Origin of the sequence: Saccharopolyspora kobensis (assembly GCF_900108315.1) — a bacterium.
Classification (GTDB): domain Bacteria; phylum Actinomycetota; class Actinomycetes; order Mycobacteriales; family Pseudonocardiaceae; genus Saccharopolyspora; species Saccharopolyspora kobensis.
Genome location: NZ_FNVB01000002.1, coordinates 894,324 through 915,761 on the forward strand (window position 1 = coordinate 894,324; position 21,438 = coordinate 915,761).

Annotated in this window: 16 protein-coding genes; 6 read left to right on the forward strand and 10 right to left on the reverse strand. The window is 70.1% G+C overall.

The window, feature by feature from the left end:
• Window positions 1-45: 45 nt before the first annotated feature.
• The 5 genes from C4T78_RS03925 to C4T78_RS03950 form a co-directional block, all read right to left on the reverse strand.
• A complete protein-coding gene (locus C4T78_RS03925; protein WP_093347123.1) occupies window positions 46-2,742 on the reverse strand; it encodes a cation-translocating P-type ATPase in 2,697 nt (898 codons plus the stop codon).
• A gap of 170 nt (window positions 2,743-2,912) precedes the next feature.
• Window positions 2,913-3,599, reverse strand: a complete 687-nt coding sequence (locus tag C4T78_RS03930; protein WP_177247403.1) for a phosphoribosyltransferase — start codon at window positions 3,597-3,599, stop codon at window positions 2,913-2,915.
• Between the two features lie 151 nt (window positions 3,600-3,750).
• A complete protein-coding gene (locus tag C4T78_RS03935) occupies window positions 3,751-4,407 on the reverse strand; it encodes a hypothetical protein (RefSeq protein ID WP_235863043.1) in 657 nt (218 codons plus the stop codon).
• Window positions 4,408-4,491: 84 nt separating this feature from the next.
• Window positions 4,492-7,284 (reverse strand): bifunctional acetate--CoA ligase family protein/GNAT family N-acetyltransferase, encoded by a 2,793-nt coding sequence (locus C4T78_RS03940; RefSeq protein ID WP_235863042.1) that lies wholly within the window; start codon window positions 7,282-7,284, stop codon window positions 4,492-4,494.
• 356 nt (window positions 7,285-7,640) lie between these two features.
• Window positions 7,641-8,240 carry a TetR/AcrR family transcriptional regulator gene (locus tag C4T78_RS03950; RefSeq protein WP_093347120.1) on the reverse strand — a complete coding sequence of 200 codons (600 nt, stop codon included), beginning with the start codon at window positions 8,238-8,240 and terminating at the stop codon, window positions 7,641-7,643.
• Window positions 8,241-8,337: 97 nt separating this feature from the next.
• Here C4T78_RS03950 and C4T78_RS03955 point away from each other — a divergent pair, with 97 nt between their 5' ends.
• On the forward strand, window positions 8,338-9,828 hold the full coding sequence (locus C4T78_RS03955; RefSeq protein ID WP_093347117.1) for a carboxylesterase/lipase family protein: 1,491 nt from the start codon (window positions 8,338-8,340) through the stop codon (window positions 9,826-9,828).
• 131 nt (window positions 9,829-9,959) lie between these two features.
• On the opposite strand, the gene C4T78_RS03960 is transcribed toward C4T78_RS03955, so the two are convergent.
• Window positions 9,960-10,364: a methyltransferase gene (locus C4T78_RS03960; RefSeq protein ID WP_235863041.1), complete on the reverse strand. Its 405-nt coding sequence runs from the start codon at window positions 10,362-10,364 to the stop codon at window positions 9,960-9,962.
• A 47-nt stretch (window positions 10,365-10,411) separates the two neighbouring features.
• Between C4T78_RS03960 and otsB the strand changes: the two genes are divergently transcribed.
• The 3 genes from otsB (at window position 10,412) to C4T78_RS03975 (ending at window position 15,541) form a co-directional block, all read left to right on the forward strand.
• A complete protein-coding gene (gene otsB / locus C4T78_RS03965; RefSeq protein ID WP_093347115.1) occupies window positions 10,412-11,977 on the forward strand; it encodes a trehalose-phosphatase in 1,566 nt (521 codons plus the stop codon).
• Window positions 11,974-14,397, forward strand: a complete 2,424-nt coding sequence (locus C4T78_RS03970) for a glycoside hydrolase family 65 protein (RefSeq protein ID WP_093347112.1) — start codon at window positions 11,974-11,976, stop codon at window positions 14,395-14,397. Before otsB ends, C4T78_RS03970 begins: the two co-directional genes overlap by 4 nt.
• A gap of 313 nt (window positions 14,398-14,710) precedes the next feature.
• Complete coding sequence (locus C4T78_RS03975; protein WP_093347109.1) at window positions 14,711-15,541, forward strand: universal stress protein; 831 nt, start codon at window positions 14,711-14,713, stop codon at window positions 15,539-15,541.
• A gap of 5 nt (window positions 15,542-15,546) precedes the next feature.
• Here C4T78_RS03975 and C4T78_RS03980 read toward each other — a convergent pair whose 3' ends face one another.
• Window positions 15,547-16,434 (reverse strand): universal stress protein, encoded by an 888-nt coding sequence (locus C4T78_RS03980; RefSeq protein WP_093347107.1) that lies wholly within the window; start codon window positions 16,432-16,434, stop codon window positions 15,547-15,549.
• Between the two features lie 74 nt (window positions 16,435-16,508).
• Between C4T78_RS03980 and C4T78_RS03985 the strand changes: the two genes are divergently transcribed.
• Complete coding sequence (locus C4T78_RS03985) at window positions 16,509-17,588, forward strand: Acg family FMN-binding oxidoreductase (RefSeq protein ID WP_309599255.1); 1,080 nt, start codon at window positions 16,509-16,511, stop codon at window positions 17,586-17,588.
• 34 nt (window positions 17,589-17,622) lie between these two features.
• On the opposite strand, the gene C4T78_RS03990 is transcribed toward C4T78_RS03985, so the two are convergent.
• The 3 genes from C4T78_RS03990 to C4T78_RS35935 form a co-directional block, all read right to left on the reverse strand.
• Complete coding sequence (locus C4T78_RS03990; RefSeq protein WP_093347101.1) at window positions 17,623-18,051, reverse strand: CBS domain-containing protein; 429 nt, start codon at window positions 18,049-18,051, stop codon at window positions 17,623-17,625.
• Window positions 18,052-18,133: 82 nt separating this feature from the next.
• Entirely contained in the window at window positions 18,134-18,952 is an 819-nt protein-coding gene (ppk2, locus tag C4T78_RS03995; RefSeq protein WP_093347099.1) for a polyphosphate kinase 2, read from the reverse strand.
• A gap of 476 nt (window positions 18,953-19,428) precedes the next feature.
• A complete protein-coding gene (locus C4T78_RS35935; RefSeq protein ID WP_143185735.1) occupies window positions 19,429-19,668 on the reverse strand; it encodes a hypothetical protein in 240 nt (79 codons plus the stop codon).
• Between the two features lie 972 nt (window positions 19,669-20,640).
• Between C4T78_RS35935 and C4T78_RS37375 the strand changes: the two genes are divergently transcribed.
• Window positions 20,641-21,057: a hypothetical protein gene (locus C4T78_RS37375; RefSeq protein WP_374703864.1), complete on the forward strand. Its 417-nt coding sequence runs from the start codon at window positions 20,641-20,643 to the stop codon at window positions 21,055-21,057.
• Window positions 21,058-21,438 lie beyond the last annotated feature (381 nt).

Below are 21,438 nucleotides of genomic sequence, written 5' to 3' on the forward strand. Positions count from 1 at the left end.
TCCCGAGTCGCTCACTTCCAGACTCGGTGATCCGACGGGGTGCGATCAGGGCATTTCGTCATCGAAGGCCCGGCGAGACCGAGCACGGTAGAGCTCATCGGCAGCCCACACCAGGACGGGGAACGGCGCCAGCAGCGCGAACGCCCAGGCCGGGGGCGGCGCGGTGCCGAACACCGCCTGCAGCGCGGGCAGGTAGACGATCGCAGCCGCGAAGGCCAACTCGAACGCACAGCCGCCGAGCAGCAACTTGTTGCTGGTCACCCCGACGTCGCGGAGTGCGGCGTACTGGGTCCGCGAGGCCATCGCGGTGCCGATCTGGCAGAAGACGACGCCGAGGAAGGTCACCGTGGTGGCTTGCAGGTACGCGTGGTGCAGCACCGGGTCCCCGACCACGTCGGCACCCGGCCGCCATCCGGCTGCCAGCAGCACCGCGAAGAACCCGAGAAGCACGAGAATCCCCGAGACCACGCCCATGATGCCCCACGCGCGCAGCAGCAGACGTCCCGTGACCACGCTCTCGGTCCGTTGCCGCGGTGGGCGGCTCATCAGCCCGGGCTCGGCTCGCTCCCGGCCCAGCGCCAGGGCTGGCAGCGTCTCGGTGCCCAGGTCGATCGCCAGGATCTGCAGCACGGTCAGGGGCAGCGGGACCGCGCCGCCGGACAGGGCGAAGAGCAGGAACGGCAGCACTTCGGGCACGGCGTGGGCGAAGATGTAGAGGATGAACTTGCGCACGTTGTCGTAGACCCGGCGGCCTTCCTCGACACCGCTGACGATGGTGGCGAAGTTGTCGTCGGTGAGCACGATGGTTGCCGCCTCACGCGCCACGTCGGTCCCTCTGGCGCCCATCGCGACACCGAGATCGGCTCGGCGCAGGGCGGGCGCGTCGTTGACCCCGTCACCGGTCATGGCGACCACCTGCCCGCAGTGGTGCAGGGCATCGGCGATGCGCAGCTTGCTCTCGGGCGCGGCCCGGCAGAACACGATCTCCTGCCCGCTGGTCAGCAGCGCGTCGAGGTCGGTCTCGGGCATCGCGTCCAACGCCGGGCCGTCGACCACGTGGTCAGCACCGATGCCGACCTGCTGAGCGATCGCCGCCGCTGTGCGCCCGTTGTCGCCGGTGGCCACGTGCACCCGGATCCCCGCCGAGTGGCACGCCGCGACCGCAGCCGCCACCTCCGCGCGTGGTGGGTCGATCAGCCCCACCACGCCGAGCAGGCACAGCTGCGACTCGACGACAGCCCGGTCCTCCGGCGGGTGGTCGAAGGCCCGGCCGGCCACGGCCAGCACTCGCAGCCCGCGATCGGCCATGCCGTCCACGACGGCGGCCAACCGCGCACGTTCCCGATCGGTCAAGGTCTGTTCGGCACCTGCGTCGGACAACGCGCTGGTGCACCGGGTGAGAAGTTCCTCGGGTGCGCCTTTGACATTCGCCCGGTACCCGTCACCGACCCGGTCCACAGTGGTCATCCGCTTCAGATGCGGGTCGAATCGGAACAGCCTGATCCGCTGGGAATCCCGCGTCTCGGGAGCCAGCCGAAGCCCGGAGGACTCCGCGAAAACCAGCAGCGCCAGCTCCATCGGGTCCCCGATCCCCGCACGTGGGTCCGCGGTCGTGCACCGGGCCAGCGCCGTGGTGAGGGCCGGGTCGGCCGAGGTGAGCGAGCCGAGGCCGTCCCGCGCTTCTGCCACCCGCATGACGTTGCGGGTCAAGGTTCCGGTCTTGTCGGTGCATATGACCGCGGTGGAACCCAGAGTCTCCACCGCCGACAGTCGCTTGACCAGTGCACCGCGCCGAGCCATGCCCCGCACCCCGGCGGCGAGCGCGAGGGTGATCGTGGGCAGCAGTCCCTCGGGAACGTTCGCGACGAGCAGGCCGATGGCGAACAGGAACGCCTGGGTCCAGCTCAATCCCGCCAGCACTCCGAGCGGCAGGAACACCACGGCAGCACCGGTGGCCACAGCCGCGATCAGCCAGGCCACGCGCCGCACCTGGTGTTCCAGCGGGCTTTCCGCCAACCTCACCCGGGCTGACAGGGCGGCGATTCGGCCGAGCTCGGTGTGCCGACCGGTCGCGTGGACAACCGCCTCAGCCGCCCCTCCGGTGCAGACGGTGCCGCTGAAGACCAGTACCGGGGAGTCCACCGGGCGAAGTGCGGTGTCGGGGAGATCCGCGGCTCGTTCCACCGGGCTGGACTCGCCGGTCAGCGCAGAAGCGTCGATCTCGAGCGCGCCGCTGAGCAGCCTGGCATCCGCCGGTACCCGATCTCCCTCTCCGAGCAGCAGCACATCGCCTGGCACGAGATCGGCTGCCAGCACCGACGAGACACGGCCGTCGCGCCGGACCTCGGAGTGCTGCGGCAAGTACTCGCCCAGGGCTTCGACGGCATGCTCGGCCTGTTCCTCCTGCCAGAACGCCAGCGCCGCGTTCAGCACGACCACCGCCACGATGGCCCAGGCCAGCTCGCGGGTGCCGGCGATCCAGGCGAGCACCGCAGCGACCCAGAGCAGCAGTGCGAGCGGGTGGGAGAGCTGCTTCAGCAGCGCCACCGGCCACTGCTGCGCTTCGCGCAGCGCCAGCGCGTTGGGTCCGTGCACCTCGAGTCGCCGCTGCGCTTCTCTCGCGGTCAGTCCCCCCGTGCTGGTTCGCAGATCCCGGAGCAGTCGCGAAGTCGACTCCCGCGGGTCCGGCTCCGCCGATGTCGAAGACCGGCCGGAGAAGCGGGTGTGATGCGGATGGATCACTCGACTACTTCCGCGGGCCGCTGAACCGTTCGACCGCAGCGTCGACTCCCACCAGGAGCTGCTGCACTTCGGGAAGGACCACCGCTCGCCCCCATCGTCGGTCACCGCCCACGACCATCGCGCGTTCAGGTGCCCGCCCGCCAGGGACGATGGTCACGAGCTGTCCTCAATCAGGCGTCGCACCCGTTTTCGCCGGTCTCCACGCGACGAGCCGCGGGGTGTGCCTGCGCGACGAGGTCGAGCAGTTCGACGACCTCCGCGTCCGGAACCGGGGTGAAATCCGCGTATCGCTCACCGATCTCCCGGAAGTCCTCCGGCGCTTCCAGGCACACCAGCTCGTCCACGGACTCCCGCAACCGCTCCAGCGCACCGGGCGGGGCGGCCGGAACCGCCAGCACCACTCGCGCGGCTCCTTGCGCACGGGCCACGCGGCAGGCCACCGCCGCTGTCGCACCGGACGCGATCCCATCGTCGACGATGACCGCTGTTCTCCCCGAAAGGTCGATCCGCGCGCGGTTCCCCCGGCACAGCCTCGCCCACCGATCCAGTTCGCGACGTTCTCGGCGCTCGATCTCCGCGAGTTCGCCGGATCGGACACCGGTTCGCCACATCACCTCGTCGTTGATCACACGCACATCGCCTTCACCGATCGCCCCCATGCCCAGCTCGGGGTGGGCGGCGATGCCGAGCTTCCGTACAACGATCACGTCCAGCGGGGCATCCAGCGCACGAGCCGCCTCGAAGGCGACCGGAACCCCACCGCGCGGCAGGCCCAGCACCACGACATCCTCATCGCGCAGGTACCGCAGCCGCTCAGCCAACCGCCACCCCGCTTCCCTGCGATCAGCGAACGACATGCCGCACCTCCAGCAGATCCTCGGCTCACACGGGGTGGAACCCCCGGACGATCGCCACCGGGCTGTCGACGTGGTGCAGCGCGAGGAAGTCCGTATGCTCTCGCACTGATCGTCCGCAGCAGCTCGTGGTTTCCGGGCTCCGCCGGAACCGTCACCCGTTCCCGGCCTCTGGACGTGCCGCTCGCTTCGCCGCGGTGCGGAGGGTGGCGCGCATGATGACCCGGACGAACGGTCGCACCGTGCGCCAGTACAGGGTGAAGATCCGGCGGGTGATCGGATCGTTGAGCGTCGTGCGGACGTCGTAGGTCGCCAGGCTGCCGCCACGGCCGTAGGGGCGCACCGAGAACGCGGTCACGAGCTTTCCTCGGCCGGGCTTGCCGTACTGCGCGAATTCCTCGGCCGAGACCTCCTCCATGCGCACGACCGGCGTCCAGAACCGCCCCACCGCGCCGAAGACCACCTCGCGTCCCGGCTGTTCGCCCAGCTGCACCCACTCGCCGCTGGCGCACAGGTCGTCGAAGGTCAGCCTGGTCGGTTCCCGCGGCGGGACGTGCCGTTCGATCCGTTCGGGCAGTCCCCGTATCCGCCAGGCGAAATCCGCGATACGCGAATGGATGTCGAGCAGGTCCAGGTTCCGCAGCGCCCGGTACATCTCCTCCGGCGGCGCATCGGTCACCACGTGCTCGACCGCACCGACATCGCAGCGCGGCGCGAAGTCGTCGATCGTCACCGAGGGCCCGGTGACCTCCCACGCCGCCGCATCGACATCGGGGGCGTGCGTTCGCGTCTCGTCAGTCCTGTCGCCCATGTGCTCGCTCCTCGCCTCGGTTCGGGCGGCTCTCCTGACCGTCGGGCATCCATCCCCAGCCGGCTAGAGGCGATGGTCACGAGCTCAACCTCCTAGTTCGCGGAGGAACGGATCACCGAGCACGCGCGGTTCCAGGCGTATCCGCGCGTCCGGGATTCGCACGCCGCTACCGGTTGCGATGACCGGGTTGAGGTCGGCTTCGACGACCTCGGGCACCAGCTCGGCCAACCGCGCCGTTCGCAGCAGCACGTCGACCACCGCGCCGGTGTCCAGCGCTCGGTCGGCGTCGGGTCCGAACAGTCCGGGCGCGGCCCGCAGCTCGTCGAGCATCTCGCGGGCATCGCGGGTCGTGAGCGGGACCAGACGACGACTGCGGTCTGCGATCAGATCGGTGTCGATTCCGCCCATGCCGAAGACGATCACCGGCCCGAACGAGGGTTCGCTGAGCACGCCGACGAGGAACTCCCGCCCCGGTTCCACCATCGGCTGCAGCACCACCCCGCCGAACCCGGCACCGAATCGCTGGCGCAAGCGCTCCCACCCCGCCCGCAGGTCGGCGACCGTGGACACACCGAGCAGCACGCCACCTGCCCAGGCTTTGTGCAGAACCCCGTCCGCTCTGACCTTGAGCGCAACGCAGCCACCCAGCTCGCGGAACGCGGCGAGCGCTTCGGCTTCGGTGCGGCACAGCGTGGTGGGCACCACCGACAGGCCGAACGAGGTGAGCAGTCGCCGCACCTCCTCGGGTTCCAACCACCTACCGCCGGGCGACCGGTCGAGCGCCGCGACCACCGCGGCGCGCGCGGCCGCGACGTCGATCCCGCCGAGGTCCGGTACCGCCCCGCTCGGCCGAACCAGCCAGGTCGCGTATCCGACGACGTCGGCGAGTGCTCTGGCGGCGAGCGCGGGATCGGCGAACACCGGAATCTGCGACGTCCCGCCGGGCAGCTGTCGCACCGATTCCTGCTGCCCCGGCCGCACCACCAGCACAGGCTTGTCACACCCGGCGGCACGGGCTCGGGCCACGGCTTCGGCGACCGCGTCACCGGGGTCGCCGATCGCGGTGCGCAGGACCGGCACGATGAGTGCGTGCACAGCCGGATCCCGCAGGACGATCTCGAGGCTCCTCCCGAAGGTGGCCGCGTCGAGGGTCGCCGTGGTGTCCACCGGGTTGCGCGCGCTGGCCTGCCCCGGCAACAGGACTGCGAGTTCTCGGCACGCCTGCGGGAATTCCGCGAAATCCAGCCCGGCGCGCGCGCAGCCGTCCGCGGCGAGGACACCCAGGCCGCCCGCGTTGCTGACCACAGCCACTTTCGGCCCTGCAGGCAGCGGTTGCCAGTTCAGCAAGCCGAGCACCGCGACGAGCTCGTCCAAGTCGTCGACGCCGATCGCACCGGTCTGCCGCAGCAGCGCATCCCGGGTGCTGCTGGGCGTCGCGGTCGCCGCGGTGTGCGAAAGCGCGGCGCGCTGAGCGACCGGACTGCTGCCGCTGCGCAGGACCACCAGGGGTTTGGACCGGCCGATCCGCCGCGCCAGCCAGGAGAACTTGCGGGGGTTGCCGAAGGACTCCAGGTAGAGGACGCCGATCCGGGTCCGCTCGTCGCGCTCCCACCACAGCAGCATGTCGTTGCCGCTCACATCGTATTTGTCCCCTGTGGACACCAAGGTGGACACGCCCAGCCCGGCGGCATCCAGCCGTTCCAGCAGCGCGATCCCCACGCCCCCGGACTGCGTGACCACACCCACCGCACCTGCCGGGATCCCGGCTGCGCTGAACGTCGCGTCCAGACGGACCTGCGGATCGGAGTTGACCAGCCCGAGGCAGTTCGGGCCCACCAACCGCATTCCCCAGCGCCGCACTGCGGTGAGCAGTTCGTTGGCGACGTCCGGCAATCCGGTGATCCCCGCTGTCACCACCACCAGCGCGCGCACGCCGCACCGACCGCACTCCTCGGCGATGGTGGGAACGCTCTCCGCAGGCACGCACAGCACCGCGAGCTCCGGAGGTTCCGGGATGTCAGCCACCGACCGCACCGCAGCGACGCCGTGGACCTCGCCCCCGCTGCGGTTGACCGCGTGCACCGTTCCGGCATAACCGCCGTGAACGATGTTGTGCAGCACGGCGTTCCCGACAGATGAGAGCCGGTGCCCGGCGCCGATGACCACCACCGAGGCCGGACCGAGCACTCGCCGCAGGCTGGCGACCTCCGCGATCCGCTCGCGGTCGCCGACCTTGGCCTGGTACGGCTCACCGGCGTCCAGCGCGGCCTTGACCTGGTAGCTGGAGCCGTCCAGGTGCGCCTCGTGCGGCAGGCCGCTGTCGCGCAGCACCTCGAGCATGGCCGAGTTCTCCGCCAAGACCTCGGCGACGAACGTCCGGACGCCGCGCCGGCGAGCCACGGCGACCAGGTGTTCCAGCAACAGGGTCGCCACCCCGCGCGCATGCCGGGCGTGCTCGACCACGAAGGCGATCTCGGCCACTTCCGGGAGCACGAGCTCGTAGTGGCCGACACCGATCAGCCGCGCACCTTCGAACGCACCCAACGCCACCACGTGCGCATCGCCAGGTTCCACCAGTCCCCGCAGGAACCTGGCGATGCTGGTGTCCGAAGGTGCGCCGAAGAAGCGGAGGTAGCGGTCCTCCGCCGACAACGCCCCGTGCAGGCGTTCGAGCTCGGCCAGATCCCCACGCTCCAGGAGCCGGACAGTGACGACGCTGCCATCGGCCAGCACCGCGCGCACCACCTGCGCGTTCGCCCCAGCTTCGGACCCACTGCCTGCCGCTGACACCGGACCGGCTCCCCTCACCCGAGTCCGCTCGGGAGAAGCGCGCACCACCTCGATTGCGACGATAGGTCTCCTCTGCTCTTGCAGCACGGCGGCCGGGACTACCGGCGTGCGGCGCACTGCTGCGCGAAGCGTTGATCGACTTCGTCCTCATCGCGGTGAGGCCGGGCGCGGGAGCCGATGTGTGACTTTGTTCGCGAGTGGTGACGGCAGTTGTGCACGAGTTTGGGAGGCGCCCGGTCTCGCGGGCGGCCTCATGGCCGCAGTCGCCCAGGTGCTGGGGCTGAGCCGGGCACGGGCCGAGACGGACCGATGGATCGCGTTCACTCCTCGGGTCGACCACTACGGACAGATCACGGCAGAGGTGGCCGGTCAGAGGGCACCAGGCCGGGGAGCGGCCGGACTAGAGCTGATCTTTCCCCGCCTGCTCCCGTGTCCGGGGCAGGTCACGTACTCCTGAACAGCCGGTCCAGATGCACGTCGATCGCGGCGAGCGCGTCCTGGGGCTCGATCACGTCGAGTTCGATCAGGGAGGTGAAGCCGGTGAGGGCGAGGAGCAGGTTGGTCTCGGTCGCCGGGTCGCGGCCGGAGTCGATGTGCCCGTCGGCGATCGCCTGGTGGACCAGCCGCTCGACGAGGGCCCGCCCTTGGACGAGGCCGCGGCGTGCCTGCTCGTGCACGACATCGTCGTGCAGCGCCTCCAGAACGTAGGCGGCGCTCATCCGGCTGGTCGCGCGGGCGTCGGCATGCAACGGGAGCATTTCCGCGAGCGTCAGTCGCAGCACTTCACGGGGGTGCGGACGGTCACCGAGCTTTTCGAGTCCCTGATGTATGCGCACCGAGGTCTGCTCCGACGCGAAGTCCATGGCGAAGGAGAGCATGGCGGTCCGGGAGGCGAAGTAGTGCTGCAGCTGCCCGAGTGACATGCCCGCCTCTTGCGCCACCACGCGCATCGTCAGCTGTGTGACGCCGCGCTGCTCCACCACCCGCCACAGTGCGCGGGCGATCGCTTCGCGGCGTCCGCGGTGATCCACCTGTTTCGGCATCGCCGACCCCTCCCTCGTACCCCGGGACTGTTCCAATACGGTTGACATAATACACCTGACCCATAATCTTGGGGTCCACTCGAGGGAAGGAATCGTCATGTCCGAACATCCGAAGGTGCGGACCACGGAAGGCGTGGTGCAGGGGCGCTGGCGGCAGAGACACGCGGTGTTCCGCGGCATCCCCTACGCCCAACCCCCGGTCGGAGCGCTCCGCTTCGCCGCGCCCGCGCCGCCGCACCGCTGGGAGGGGACGCGGCAGGCGGTCGAGTTCGGCCCCGTGGTGCCGCTGTCCCTGCCGATCGACGTGCCCCCGCAGGGCACCGACTGGCTGACGCTCAACGTCGGCACTCCGGATCCCGGCGCGGCGGGACTGCCGGTGCTGGTGTGGATCCCCGTGGGCGGCTACCTCTCGGCGGCGTCGAGCGACCCGATGTTCGACCCGGCAGCGCTGGCCGAGGCGGGCGTCGTCGTGGTGACCATCAACTGCCGCGTGGGCGCGGAGGGATTCGCGTTCCTCGACGACGTGCCGCCCAACCGCGGATTCCTCGACCAGATCGCGGCGCTGGAGTGGGTGCAGCGCAACATCGCCGCCTTCGGAGGCGATCCCGGCCGGGTCACCGTGGGCGGGGTGTCCGCCGGAGCGGGCTCGGTCGCCGCCCTGCTGACGATGAAGTCCGCGCGTGGCCTGTTCCGGCGGGCCATCGCCCATTCGGTGCCGGGGCTGCACAGCACCCCCGCGCTGGCGCGGCAGGTCACCGCCGCGTTCGCGGACCGACTCGGCGCGGCGGCCCCCACCGCCGAGGCCCTGCGCGACATCGACCCGTGGCACCTGGCCGCCGAGCTCACCTCCTTCAACGCCGGCCTCCACGCGCACCGGGAGAGCTGGGGACGCCTCACGGACGCCGGCGCCGCGCTGTGCCCCGTCGTCGACGGCGAGGTTCTCCCGGAAACGCCTTGGCCCGCGCTGACCGGCGCGCGCGCGAGCGGGGCCGAACTGCTCGTCGGCCACGCCCGGGACGAATTCCGGTACTTCAGCGTCGTGAGCGGACGGTACGGCACCTTCACCGAGGAGGACTCCCGCGCGGCCCTGGAACTGCACGCCCCGCAGCCGGACGGCGCGCGGGCCTACCGTGCCGCGTTCCCGCAGGCAGGCCCGGAGGAGCTGGTGGAGACGGTGTACTCCGACGCCCTATTCCGGATGCCGTCGCAGAAGCTGGCCGAGGCGAACGCCGCAGCCGGCGGCACCTCGTACCTGTTCGAACTGTGCTGGGTTGCCCCGGCCCTCGGCGGCATCCTGGGCGCCTGCCACAGCCTCGACGTGCCCCTGGCGTTCGGCACGCTGGACAGCCCCGTCGGCACCGAGCTCATCGGTGAGGAGCCCACTCCTGATGCCGTGGCGCTCTCCCGCGAACTCCAGGAGGCATGGGTCCGCTTCGTCACCACCGGCGACGCGGGCTGGTCCGCTCACCGGCCCGGCGAGCACCTCACCCGCGTCCTGGACACCGAGTCGAAGACTCTGCCCTACCCCGAACAGGCATCCCGCCAGATCTGGGAAGGCCACTTCCCCGCCCCCTTCGATCTCTCGTGATTGTCCGGGCCGGCTCCTACGGCTGCGACGCCGCCACTCCCCTGCCCATCGGGGACAGCGCGAACTGGCGTACAGCCAGGCAACACCCGGCCCGCTTGGCATCAGATCCCACCCGAGGGAGACGGAGGACATCAAGAGCCGGGAGAGGGCGGTAGTCGTCGGGGCAGGTCCAGGATCCGTCCGCGAAGGTCGGGATGGGCTTGCAGGATCGTTGCGAGGACGGGCCCATCACCTCCGCCGACGTCAAGGATCTCGGAGAAGCGGCTCCAGTCGAAGCGGTTAGCGATCTGCGGCGCCTGCGCTTGGAAACGCCAGTTCATCTGGGCGTCGAACGAGCGCCGCAACTCCGGGCTGGTGCCCCAGAACTCGCGCCCGTACCGGTGCGGGTAGGCAGGAGTACCGGTGGTGCTCGTCCCGAGCGGTTCGACGAAAGCGAGTTCGGCCCGCCCGCCGGCGCAGTTGATGTCGAGTAAGGGCTTGCTCCCTTCCGGAGCGTCCCTGCTCCAAACGCTGCTGCTGAAAGTGCACGAAGCCACGATGTGGGTAATCCGCGAGCACGCCGATTCCCAGGTGTGGAGCCGCCATGGTCGCAACCAGCATCGATCCTCTCTTCCACCGCGCCGTGCTGTTCGACATGGACGGAGTGCTGACCAACACCGCGCGGCTGCACTCCGCGGCGTGGAAGGGGTTGTTCGACCAGTACTTGGCCGAGCGCTCCCCGACCCCGTCGGAGGACCACCGCCCGTTCACCGATGACGACTACCGCCACCACGTCGACGGCAAGTCTCGCGTTGACGGTGTTCTGGACTTCTTGCACTCCCGCGGGATCGGGCTGCCCCGCGGCGACGTGGGCGACGAAGCCGGTGAAGAGACCGCCCACGGACTGGGCAAGCTCAAGGACGAGCACTTCCGGCGCGTTCTCGACGAGCAGGGCGCAGAGGTGTTCGCCGATGCCGTCTCGCTCGTCGAGTCACTGCACCAGCACCACGTCGCGACCGCCGTGATCTCCGCGAGCCGCAACTGCTCCCGGGTGCTCGAACAGGCGGGCATCGGGCACTTGTTCGGCGTCCGCGTCGACGGCGTGGTCGCGGCGGAGCTGGAGCTGCCCGGCAAGCCCGACCCCGCGCTCTTCCTCGAAGCCGCCCGGCGGCTGGGCGTGCCACCGGCGAGGGCCGCGGTGGTGGAGGACGCCGAAGCGGGTGTGGCAGCGGCCCGTGCTGGTGGATTCGCGCTGGTTCTCGGCCTCGACCGGGCAGGCCTGCCGAGGCGGCTGGCCGACGCCGGTGCGGACGTGGTGGTGTCCAGCCTGGACGAGGTGACGATCGCGGCACCCGGGCAGCGGCGGCTCTCCGAGATCCCCGACGGACTCGTGCACTGGAACGAGATCAGTTCCCGGCTGCGGGGCCGTCGTCCAGTGCTGCTGCTGGACTTCGACGGCACCCTCGCACCGATCCGCAAGGACCCGGCGCAGGTCTCGCTGTCGGTGCGGACCCGGGCGGCCGTGCAGGAGCTCGTCCAGCGCTGTCCGGTGGCCGTGATCAGCGGTCGCGATCTCAGCGATGTGCGCGGCCGGGTGCGGGTCGAGGGCGTGTGGTGCGCGGGCAGCCACGGATTCGAGCTGGCCGGTCCCGGTGATGACCCGATCGCGCAGGAAGCGGGTGAAGCCGCGCTGCCCGCTCTCGACGTCGCGGAGCAGCGCCTGTCCGCCGAACTGGCGCCGGTGGCCGGAGCGCTGGTCGACCGCAAGCGCTTCGCGCTCGCCGCGCACTACCGCAACGTCAGCCCCGCCGACGTCGACCGGGTGGTCTCCGCCGCGAGGCAGATCTGTTCGGAGCTGCCCGGTCTGCGGGTGACCCACGGCCGCAAGGTGGTCGAGCTGCTGCCCGACATCGACTGGAACAAGGGCCGGGCGCTGCGCTGGCTGCTGGAGCGCGCTGGGCTCACCGGCCCTGACCTGGCACCGGTGTTCGCCGGCGACGACTACACCGACGAGGACGCGCTGCGCGAGGTCCACGAAGACGGACTCGGCATCGTCGTGCTCAGCGTCGAGCACGGCGACCGCCTGACTTGGGCGCACTGCAGCGTCGACGGCGCAGACCGGTTGATCGAGCTGCTGTCCCGCATCGCACCACCGCCGGGAGCGCCATGAGTTCCTGGCTGTTCGGCTTCCGGGGCTTCGATCCGGACGACGAGGGTCGCCGCGAGGCCCTGTGCACGCTGGGAAACGGCTACTTCGCCACCCGCGGTGCCGCTCCGGAGTGCACCGCCGACGACGTGCACTACCCGGGGACCTACGTCGCGGGCTGCTACAACCGGCTCACCACCGAGGTCGCTGGGCGGGAGGTGGAGCAGGAGTCGGTGGTCAACATGCCGAACTGGCTGCTGCTGACCTTCCGCGTCGACGGCGGCCCGTGGCTCGACCTCCGGCGGCTGGAGGTCCTCGACCACGAGCAGGAGCTCGACCTGGAACGCGGATTCCTGGTGCGCCGCCTGCGCTTCCGCGACGAACAGTGGCGCACCACCAGGCTCGTGCAGCACCGGTTCGCGCACATGGCCGCTCCTCATCTCGCCGGGCTGGACACCACGCTGGTCGCCGAAGACTGGTCCGGGCAGGTCACGTTCCGCTGCGGCATCGACGGGCGCGTGACCAACAGCGGTGTCGCCCGCTACCGCGCACTCGACTCCCAGCACCTCACCGACCACCGCACCTTCGAGACCGCAACGGGCATCGTGGTGCTGCACGCGCGGACCTCGCAGTCCGGCATCCGCGTCGCCGAAGCCGCGCGGTCGCAGGTGTTCGCGGGCGGCCAGCCGTCGGACGTGGCGCGCTCGCTGGTCCAGCAGGGCGACCTGATCACCCACGACCTCACCGTCCAGCTCGAACGAGGCTCCGAAGTCCGTGTCGAGAAGATCGCCTCGCTGCGCACTTCCCGGGACGCGGCTTCGACCGAACCCGTCACCGAAGCCGTGGACGAGGTGCGCTGCGCCCCGGACTTCGACGAGCTGTGCCGGTCGCACACCCTGGCGTGGGCGCGACTGCACCGCGAATTCCACTGCGGGCTGTCAACGAGCGAGGAGGCGCAGCGAGCGGTGCGGCTGCACCTGTTCCACCTGTTGCAGACGATCTCGCCGACCAGCGGCGATCTCGACGTCGGGGTGCCCGCTCGCGGGCTGCACGGCGAGGCCTACCGCGGGCACGTGTTCTGGGACGAGCTTTTCGTGCTGCCCACCCTGACCCTGCGCCGCCCCCGGCTGGCCCGAACACTGCTGATGTACCGCTACCGCAGGCTCGGCCGGGCCCGCCGCGCGGCTTCCGAAGCGGGCCTGCCTGGGGCGATGTTCCCGTGGCAGAGCGGCAGCAACGGCCGGGAGGAGAGTCAGCAGCTGCACCTCAACCCGCGCTCCGGGCGCTGGCTGCCCGATCACACCCACCTGCAGCGCCACGTCGGCATCGCCATCGCCCACAACATCCACCACTACCACCGGGCCACCGGTGACGACGAGTTCCTCAGCGAGTTCGGCGCGGAGATGCTGCTGGAGATCACCCGGTTCTTCGCCGCACTGGCCCACTACGACCGCAGCCGGGACCGCTACGTCATCCGCGGCGTGGTCGGCCCCGACGAGTACCACACCGGCTATCCGGGGCAGGCGCGTCCCGGCATCGACAACAACGCCTACACCAACATCATGACGGCCTGGCTGTGCCGCACCGCCGCGGAAGTCCTGCGTGAACTGCCCACCGAGCGGCGCCACGAGCTCGTCGAGCAGCTCAACCTGCGGCACGGCGAGATCGACCGGTGGAAGCGGATCGCGCAGCGGATGTACGTGCCCTTCCACGGCAACGGCATCATCAGCCAGTTCGAGGGCTACGACCAGCTCGCCGAGCTCGACTGGGACGGCTACCGGCGCCGCTACGGCGACATCCACCGGCTGGACCGAATCCTCGAAGCCGAGGGCGACGACCCCAACCGCTACCAGGCCTCCAAACAGGCCGACGTGCTGATGCTGTTCTACCTGCTCTCCGCCGAGGAACTGGGCGGACTTCTCGAAGGTCTCGGATACCCGATGCCCGCAGACACGATCCCGGCCAACATCGAGTACTACCTCCAGCGCACCAGCCACGGCTCGACCCTCAGCGCGGTCGTGCACGCCTGGGTGCTCGCCCGCAGCCACCGGCACCGGGCGCTGGAGTTCTTCGACCACGTGCTCGCCGCCGACATCCACGACACCCAGCGCGGCACCACCAGCGAAGGCGTCCACCTCGCCGCCATGGCAGGCAGCATCGACCTCCTCCAGCGCTGCTTCGCCGGCATCGAAGTCCGCGACGGAGCGCTGCGCCTCAACCCGCTTTGGCCGACCGAACTCGGAGACCTGGAGCTGACCCTCCGGTACCAGGGACAGCCCCTCACCATCACCGTCACCGGCCGGACCGCGACGGTTCGGACCGCACCCGGCCCCGCCCGGCCGCCCATCACCTGCGCCTGCGGCATCCGGAGCGTCCTGCTCGGTCCCGGCGAGACCGCGCGCTTCTCGCTCGAACACCGGTCGTGGAAGGACGATTCCAGCTGATCAAGCGCTGGAGGCGGCTTCAGCCGCGCAGGTGGGGAATGCGTCCGAGTCGAGCACACGCGCACGCGTCCTGCGATCACCACGCCGGCGAGACCGAGAAGTGCCAACGCCGCCGCGGGACGCCTCCGCAGAACACCGCGCTCCACTGCGCGATCGTGCGCACTCACTCCGGCGTCTCCGCGTCCTGATGTCGCAGTCGACATCTCGCGGTGAGCCGCGCGTGGTTCTCGACGTCAGAGTCCAACGACCCCGTGTGCCGAGGCGGGTCCGGGTACCCGAGGCTCACCCAGTTCATCCGCACCAGGGAGTCGGCATGCATTCGGGTGGGCAAGTAGTCGTCGGAGTGGACGGCTCGGCAGGGGCGCTGGCAGCTGCCGCGTGGGCCGTCGAGGAAGCCGAGCTCCGGCATGCAGAGCAGGTGCGGGTCGTGGTGGTCACCGGCGATCGGTCGGCGGATGACGAAGCCTGGGAAACGGCCCGCTCGGTCGCGAGCCGCTCGACCCCCCGCCGATCGGGCCCGGAGGTGACGGCGACAGTCGCGCACGGCGACCCGGCGGACGTGCTGGTCCAGCTCTCCGGTGCCGGGGAGCTGGTCGTAGTCGGCTCGCGCGGACGCGGCCCGCTGGCCGCGACGCTACTCGGATCGGTCAGTGCCAAGGTGGCCACGCACGCGCGATGCCCGGTCGTGGTCGTCCGGGAACACCGCAGCAGCGGGCCTGTTGTCGTCGGGGTGGACAACTCCTCGGGCAGCCGGGCCGCACTGCGCTACGCGCTCGAGGCCGCAGCCCGCTACGAGTGCGAGCTCCTGGCCGTGCAGGTGTGGGAGTACGTGGAGCCCACGCCCATCGTGCCGCCGCTGGAGCACGAGCTGGTCGAGCTCCGCGACGAAGCGCTGCGCGGTCTCTCCGAGCAGCTGTCCGGTTGCGCCGAGGCCTACCCGAACGTGCCGGTCCGCAGGATCGCGCAGCGAGGGCATCCGGTTGCCGAACTCGCCGCTGCCGCTGAGGAAGCTCGTCTGCTGGTCGTCGGGCACCGCGGTCGCGGCGGGTTCGCCGGGCTCCTGCTGGGCTCGGTGGCGGCGGGTGTGCTGCATCACGCTCCGTGCCCGGTGGCCATCGTCCGCGACGCGGTGGCGGAGTCGTGACGAGTTCACCCCGTTCGCATGACTGCGACCGGACACCGAGCCCGGTTCACGACGGCGTGGCTCACCGAGCCCAGCAACGCGCGACGGAACAGTCCCCTGCCGTGGCTTCCCACCACGACCAGCGCGGCGTCCTGCGCTTCCCGGAGTAGCGCGTCGGCGGGTTTCTCCGGGCTGATCGCGCGCCGGACCTTGACGTCCGGGTAGTGCTCGCTCCAACCGGCCAGGCAGGAAGCGAGCACTTCCATCGCTTCCTGGCGCACTTCGTCCCACGGCAGCTCCCAGTGCTGCACCCATGTGAACAGATCAAGCGGCAGGTCGCTCCACGCGTGCACCGCGACCAGCGCGTTGCCGTGGCGCGAAGCGAAGTCGTAGGCGAATCCGATCGCCTTGCGGCTCGCCTGCGACCCGTCCACGCCCACCACGACGGGTCGTGAATCGGGCTGCTCGCCCGCGCCTCGGACCACCACCACCGGAGCCCCAGTGCGGCGGGCCAGCAGCTCAGCCGAGGTCGAACCCAGCACCCCCATCTCGACCTCGATGCGCGGCCCGCCCAGCACCAGCAGCTCGGCATCGCCCGACAACTCCGACAAGGTCTCGACCGGATCCCCGAACCGCAACTCGTCGCGCACCTCGAGCTCCGCGTCGATCTCCCGGCAGCCCGCGACCAGCTCGCCGAGCTCTCGCCGCAGCATGTCCTGCAGCGGCTCCAGCACGTCGCCCTCACCCGGCACGACGATCGGGATGCTCTTCTCGAACGGCCAGGTCAGCACATGAACCAGCTGCAACGGCAAGTGACGACCGGACGCCTCGCGCCCCGCCCACCACACCGCTCGGCGGGACTGCGCGGCCAAGTCGTAGCCCACCACCACCGGTCTGCGAACGCTCTTCGCCATCCGGAACGCCCCCTCCCGCACCGGGTCCAGGCTGCGTCAGATGGGCGCTGCGGGATCAGAGCACTTCGTCACCAGTGCTGCGCGCCGAGGCCGTTGGGCCCTCCCCGGCAAGCCGACGCAGCAGGCATGGTGAGGGCATCGCACCCGCGGAGGTGAGGATGCCGACGTTCCCCGCAGCATTCGGCCTGACATCCTGCCAGATCGAACAGGTCATCCGGCTCGCCGGAATGGCCCCGTCACTGCACAACAGCCAGCCCTGGCGCTTCCGGATCATGCCGCACCTGATCGAACTGCACGCGGACCCGAAGCGCAGACTGCCCGCGGCGGACCCGGAAGACCGGGAACTGCGGCTCGCGTGCGGAGCCGCTCTGTTCAATCTCCGCCTCGCCTTGGCGCAGGCGGGAGTCCACCCGCTGGTGACCCTGCTGCCGCCCCTGGGTTCCGCCACCGCTCTGGCTGAGATCCGCAGCGGCGGTCACGAACATCCGCGCCCCGGTGATGTCCAGCTGTGCGAGGCGATCCCCCGTCGGCACAGCCACCGGCAGCCGTTCCAGAACACCCCGGTCTCGACCGAAGACCGCCACGAGCTCGTTCGCGCCGTGCAGGAGGAGCACACCTGGTTGCACGTGGTACCGCCGGGTCAACTGGGGACGCTCGAAGGGCTGGTGCACCGTGCACACCGCGTGCAGATGGCCGACGAACGGTTCCGGGCCGAGCTGGCGGCCTGGGTCGGCCGCGGCGACGACGGCTCCGAAGGTGTGCCGTTGTCGGCCGCCGGCCCCAAGCCCGGGCTCCAGGATCAGTGGGTGAACCGCGATTTCACCGCCGGTCAGGCCGAACGCGCACCGGGGACGAAGTTCGAATCCCACCCGTTGCTGGCGCTGCTGTGCAGCCGCACCGACGACCAGGAGGCCGAACTGCAGTCCGGACAGGCCCTGCAGCGGCTGTGGCTGACCGCGACTGCACGAGGGCTGGCCGCCTCGGTGATCTCCCAAGTCCTCGAACTGCCGGAGACCCGTCAGGAAGTCCACGATCTGCTCGGTGGGCATGCTGCACCGCAGGCGCTGCTGCGGATCGGCCACGGGACCACCACCGCCGCCGCGCCGCGCCGCGAACCCGCCGATCTGCTCATCGACGGGCCCGCGCAGGATTGACCACGGCGCAACGAGGCCTCCACCAGCTGCTCGTTCAGCTGCCTTCCCCCTCGCGTTCCACACGCCCGTCCGGTGCCGCAGAACTCCGGGCGATGCTTCGGACGAGGTCGACCGCGGTGAGCACCCCGCAAACGCAGCCGCTCCGCATGACCAGAACCGCGTCGGTCCGCGCGTCGATCATGCGCCGTGCGGCCACGTCGATGCCGTCAGAGGCCTCCACCACGGGCCCCGGCACCGCGCACAACGAACCGACGGTCACCTCCGTCTTCGGGTACCAAGCGGCAATGCCCTGCAAGAGATCCGACGCGCTGACCAGCCCCACCGACCCGTCATCGGCCACGACAGCGAGATGATGGACGTCCCGCGCGTACATCTCGTACAACGCCCCCATCGCATCCAGCTCGGGCCGGACGGCGACGACAGGCGTGCTCGCCAAGTCCAGCGAACTCGTCCGATCGGTCATGTCCCACCTCGAAGACCACGTCCCGGAACCCACCGTCCCGCGCCCGCCCGAGCACGACCAGAGGAGTTGGTCACGAATGCGGTCAGAGCGAGGCGGCGTGGTCGGGGACGTAGCAGAACGCGTCCCGCGGCGGCCTGCGATAGCCCGCAGGAGGCGGCCGGGGTGGCAGGTCGAGGGCCGGAAGCGGCACCTCCTGGTAGGGCACGCTCGACACCAAGTGCGCGATCATGTTGATCCTGGCACGCCGCTTGTCCTCGCTCTCCACCAGATACCACGGGGCCTCGGCTGTGTCAGTGGCCGCGAGCATGAGGTCCCTGGCCCTCGAGTACTCCTCCCACCGCGCGATCGACTCCAGATCCACCCTGGAGAGCTTCCACCGCCGCATCGGATCCACCGCCCGCTTGCGCAGGCGACGCTCCTGCTCGGCCTGGCTGATCGAGAACCAGTACTTGCGCAGCAGCAGCCCGTCCTCGACGAGCATCCGCTCGAAGAGCGGGCACTGCCGGAGGAACCGCTGGTGCTCCTCGTCGGTGCAGAAGCCCATCACGTGCTCGACTCCCGCGCGGTTGTACCAGCTGCGGTCGAACAGGACGATCTCACCAGCGGCCGGCAGTTCGGCGACGTAGCGCTGGAAGTACCACTGCGTCCGCTCCCGCTCCGTCGGCGCCGGCAGCGCCGCGATTCGCGCCACACGCGGGTTGAGGTACTCCGCGACGCGCTTGATCGTACTGCCCTTCCCCGCCGCATCCCGGCCTTCGAAGAGCACGACCAGGCGCACACCTTCCGCCCGGACCCACTCCTGCACCTTCACCAATTCCGCCTGCAACCGGAACAGTTCGCGCTCGTAGCCAGCCCGGAGCAGTCGCTTCGGCCCGCGCGCACTCGATTGCCCGCCCGCCATGCGCACCGCTCTCAGGCTGCCGGAGTCCAGGCGATGAGCACCGGGCACAGCGCCACGTGCGCCAAGGCTCGGCCGGCCACGCCTCGCGACTGCCCGGTCGCACTCGATGTCTGCGCCGCACCAACGGCTCCGCCCGCTGCCGGTACGCCTGATTCACCGCCAACGCGACGATCGCGAAGCGCCACGCTCAGCATCGTCAGCAGAAAACCCGAAGCCACCAAGCGCCTCTCCAGCAGAGAAGCGTCCGGGCAACAGCACCTTCCAGCCGCCATGCCCCCACTCTTCTCCTCCTACCTCACCAGCACAGAGGCGATAGTCACCCGGCGCGCCCAAACGCCTGCGAGACACTCCCACCGCCTGCTCGAACGCCTTGCGCGGTCAGGCCCGTTCTGATGTCTTCGCTCTTCCGCTGAATAGGGGCATTGGCCGAATGGCCGTACCGCGTTGCGACCCTCCGCAGGAGCAACGGTGTCGAGTCATGCCGTCCAGCGGACGCTCGCCTGTGGGCCGGAATCTGAATGATGGAGGGCGTGCTGCCCCGTTTCGATGGCTGCGGCGGCAAGCCCTCGCCACCTAGCTCTTGCCTTGTCTCCGGCGAAAGAGCTCTGCCCGATGTCCTCCAGCGCGGCTTGTTCGACTGCGGTTACGTCGGTGACCTCGAAGATCGCTTCGGCCGTGACCTTCACCCGCCGTACCGGCTTCTCATCCCCAGACATGCGGCCGAGACCCTAGCCACGTCCACCTGAGCGGAGAGCACCCGTTGGCGTTCGCACGATCAGCGCCGGGGCCTACGCCGGTGTTGCGGGGTGATCAGTATCGCTGGTGGGGGTGCGGTGAAGTTGGCCCGGCCTGGTTGAGTGTCGGTCATGGGGCTGCAGCGTGGTGGTTCCCGGCCTCGATGCGGAGAGGGCCGGGATGAGTGAGTTGAGCAGTGCGGGTTTTGCCGAAGCGGTAGCGGCACGTCGGCGGGGTTCACCGCGAGCCGTTCCAGGACCGGTTGGTGGTGTGCGGTTCGCGTTCTACGGGCGGATGTCCACCCGCGGATTCCAGGACCCGCAGACCTCGCGCGCGTGGCAGCGGGCAGTGTCGGAGGAGCTGGTCGAGGGCGTCGGTGAGATCGTGGTCGACCCAAACCCGGCTGGAGGGACGGTTCCTCGGTGGTCGCCCACCGTACGGATACCGCCTCGCCGACGCCGGCCCGCACCCCAACACCACCCACGCACAGTGGGGCCGGCGCGTGCACGTGCTGGAGCCCGATCCCGCCACCGCGCCGTGGGTGCGATGGATGTTCACCGAACGCGCACGCGGCCGGTCGGTAGCGTCGCTGGCACGGGAGCTCAACTACCGGGGCGTGCCCTGCCCCGCCGAGGCGGACCAGGCCCGTAGTCCACACCGGTCAGCTGGGAGGTGGATCGCTCGCACCATCGCACTGAATCCTGGAGAAGCCGCGCTACACCGGCCGGCAAGTCTGGAACCGGCACACCACCAAAGGCCACGGCACCGGGGGACGCGCTGGCGGCCGCGGCTCAGGACGAGTGCTCCGAAGCTCTGTGCGAGACTGGGAAGTCTCCGAACGCCTGTCCCATGCAGCGTTGGTCGACGAGGCCACATTCATTTCCGTTCAAGGGACACGAGCTGCGCGGCCAACTGCGGACGGCCAGGCGCGGGAGTACGTGTTGGCCGGGACGGTGGTGTGCGGTGAGTGCGGCCGTCGGATGGACGCGCACTGGGTCCACGGCCGCGCCGGTCATCGCTGCCGCCATGGCTATAGAACTGGCACACCGCGACCGAGTCAGGCGCCCCGTACCGTCTACGCCCGCGAGGACCACCTGCTCGACGCCTTACCCGGACTACTCAGCCAGCAAGGCTGGAAACCACCCGAGGACGATGAGGCGTACGAGGTTAATGAACAGCTCCATCGAGCAGGACTGGAGATCGTGTGCAGCCACGCAAGCTGGGAACTCAGGCCGACCCCACGCCTTGCTACTCAGGAGCCGATAGCCCTATCCGGCCAAACATCGCTACCGCTCGAGATGAACTCCACTGCCGACCATCATGAAGGCAGATCCACAGTCATCAGCAAGGAGCGCCAGTCGCAGATTTGATGAAACCCCGTGGGGTAAAAGAGTGTCCGAGAGGGGAGACTTGAACCCTCAAAGTGGTGCGAATTCCCGTGTTTGGGGAAATCACCCCGGAATCATAGCACACTCCCCTCTCCCCCACTCTCAGTCTGCGGCACCAGGCCAACGACACCGGCCGGCGAGGTTGGCCGGCGTGTCGGACGGTGCCTCGACACCGCCGCGGTACTGCCTCGGGATGCGGCTGTTCGGGTGGTCCTGGGCGAGCCCGGCGTCATCAGGGTGGCACCCCGGCGTTCCAGAACCACTCGATCAGCGGGCTGGAATGCGAGGTGCACGATGGCAACCGGGACAGCAAGACGAAACAACGCCGCGCCGGCCGAGCGACGCCGCCCCAGACGACGGACT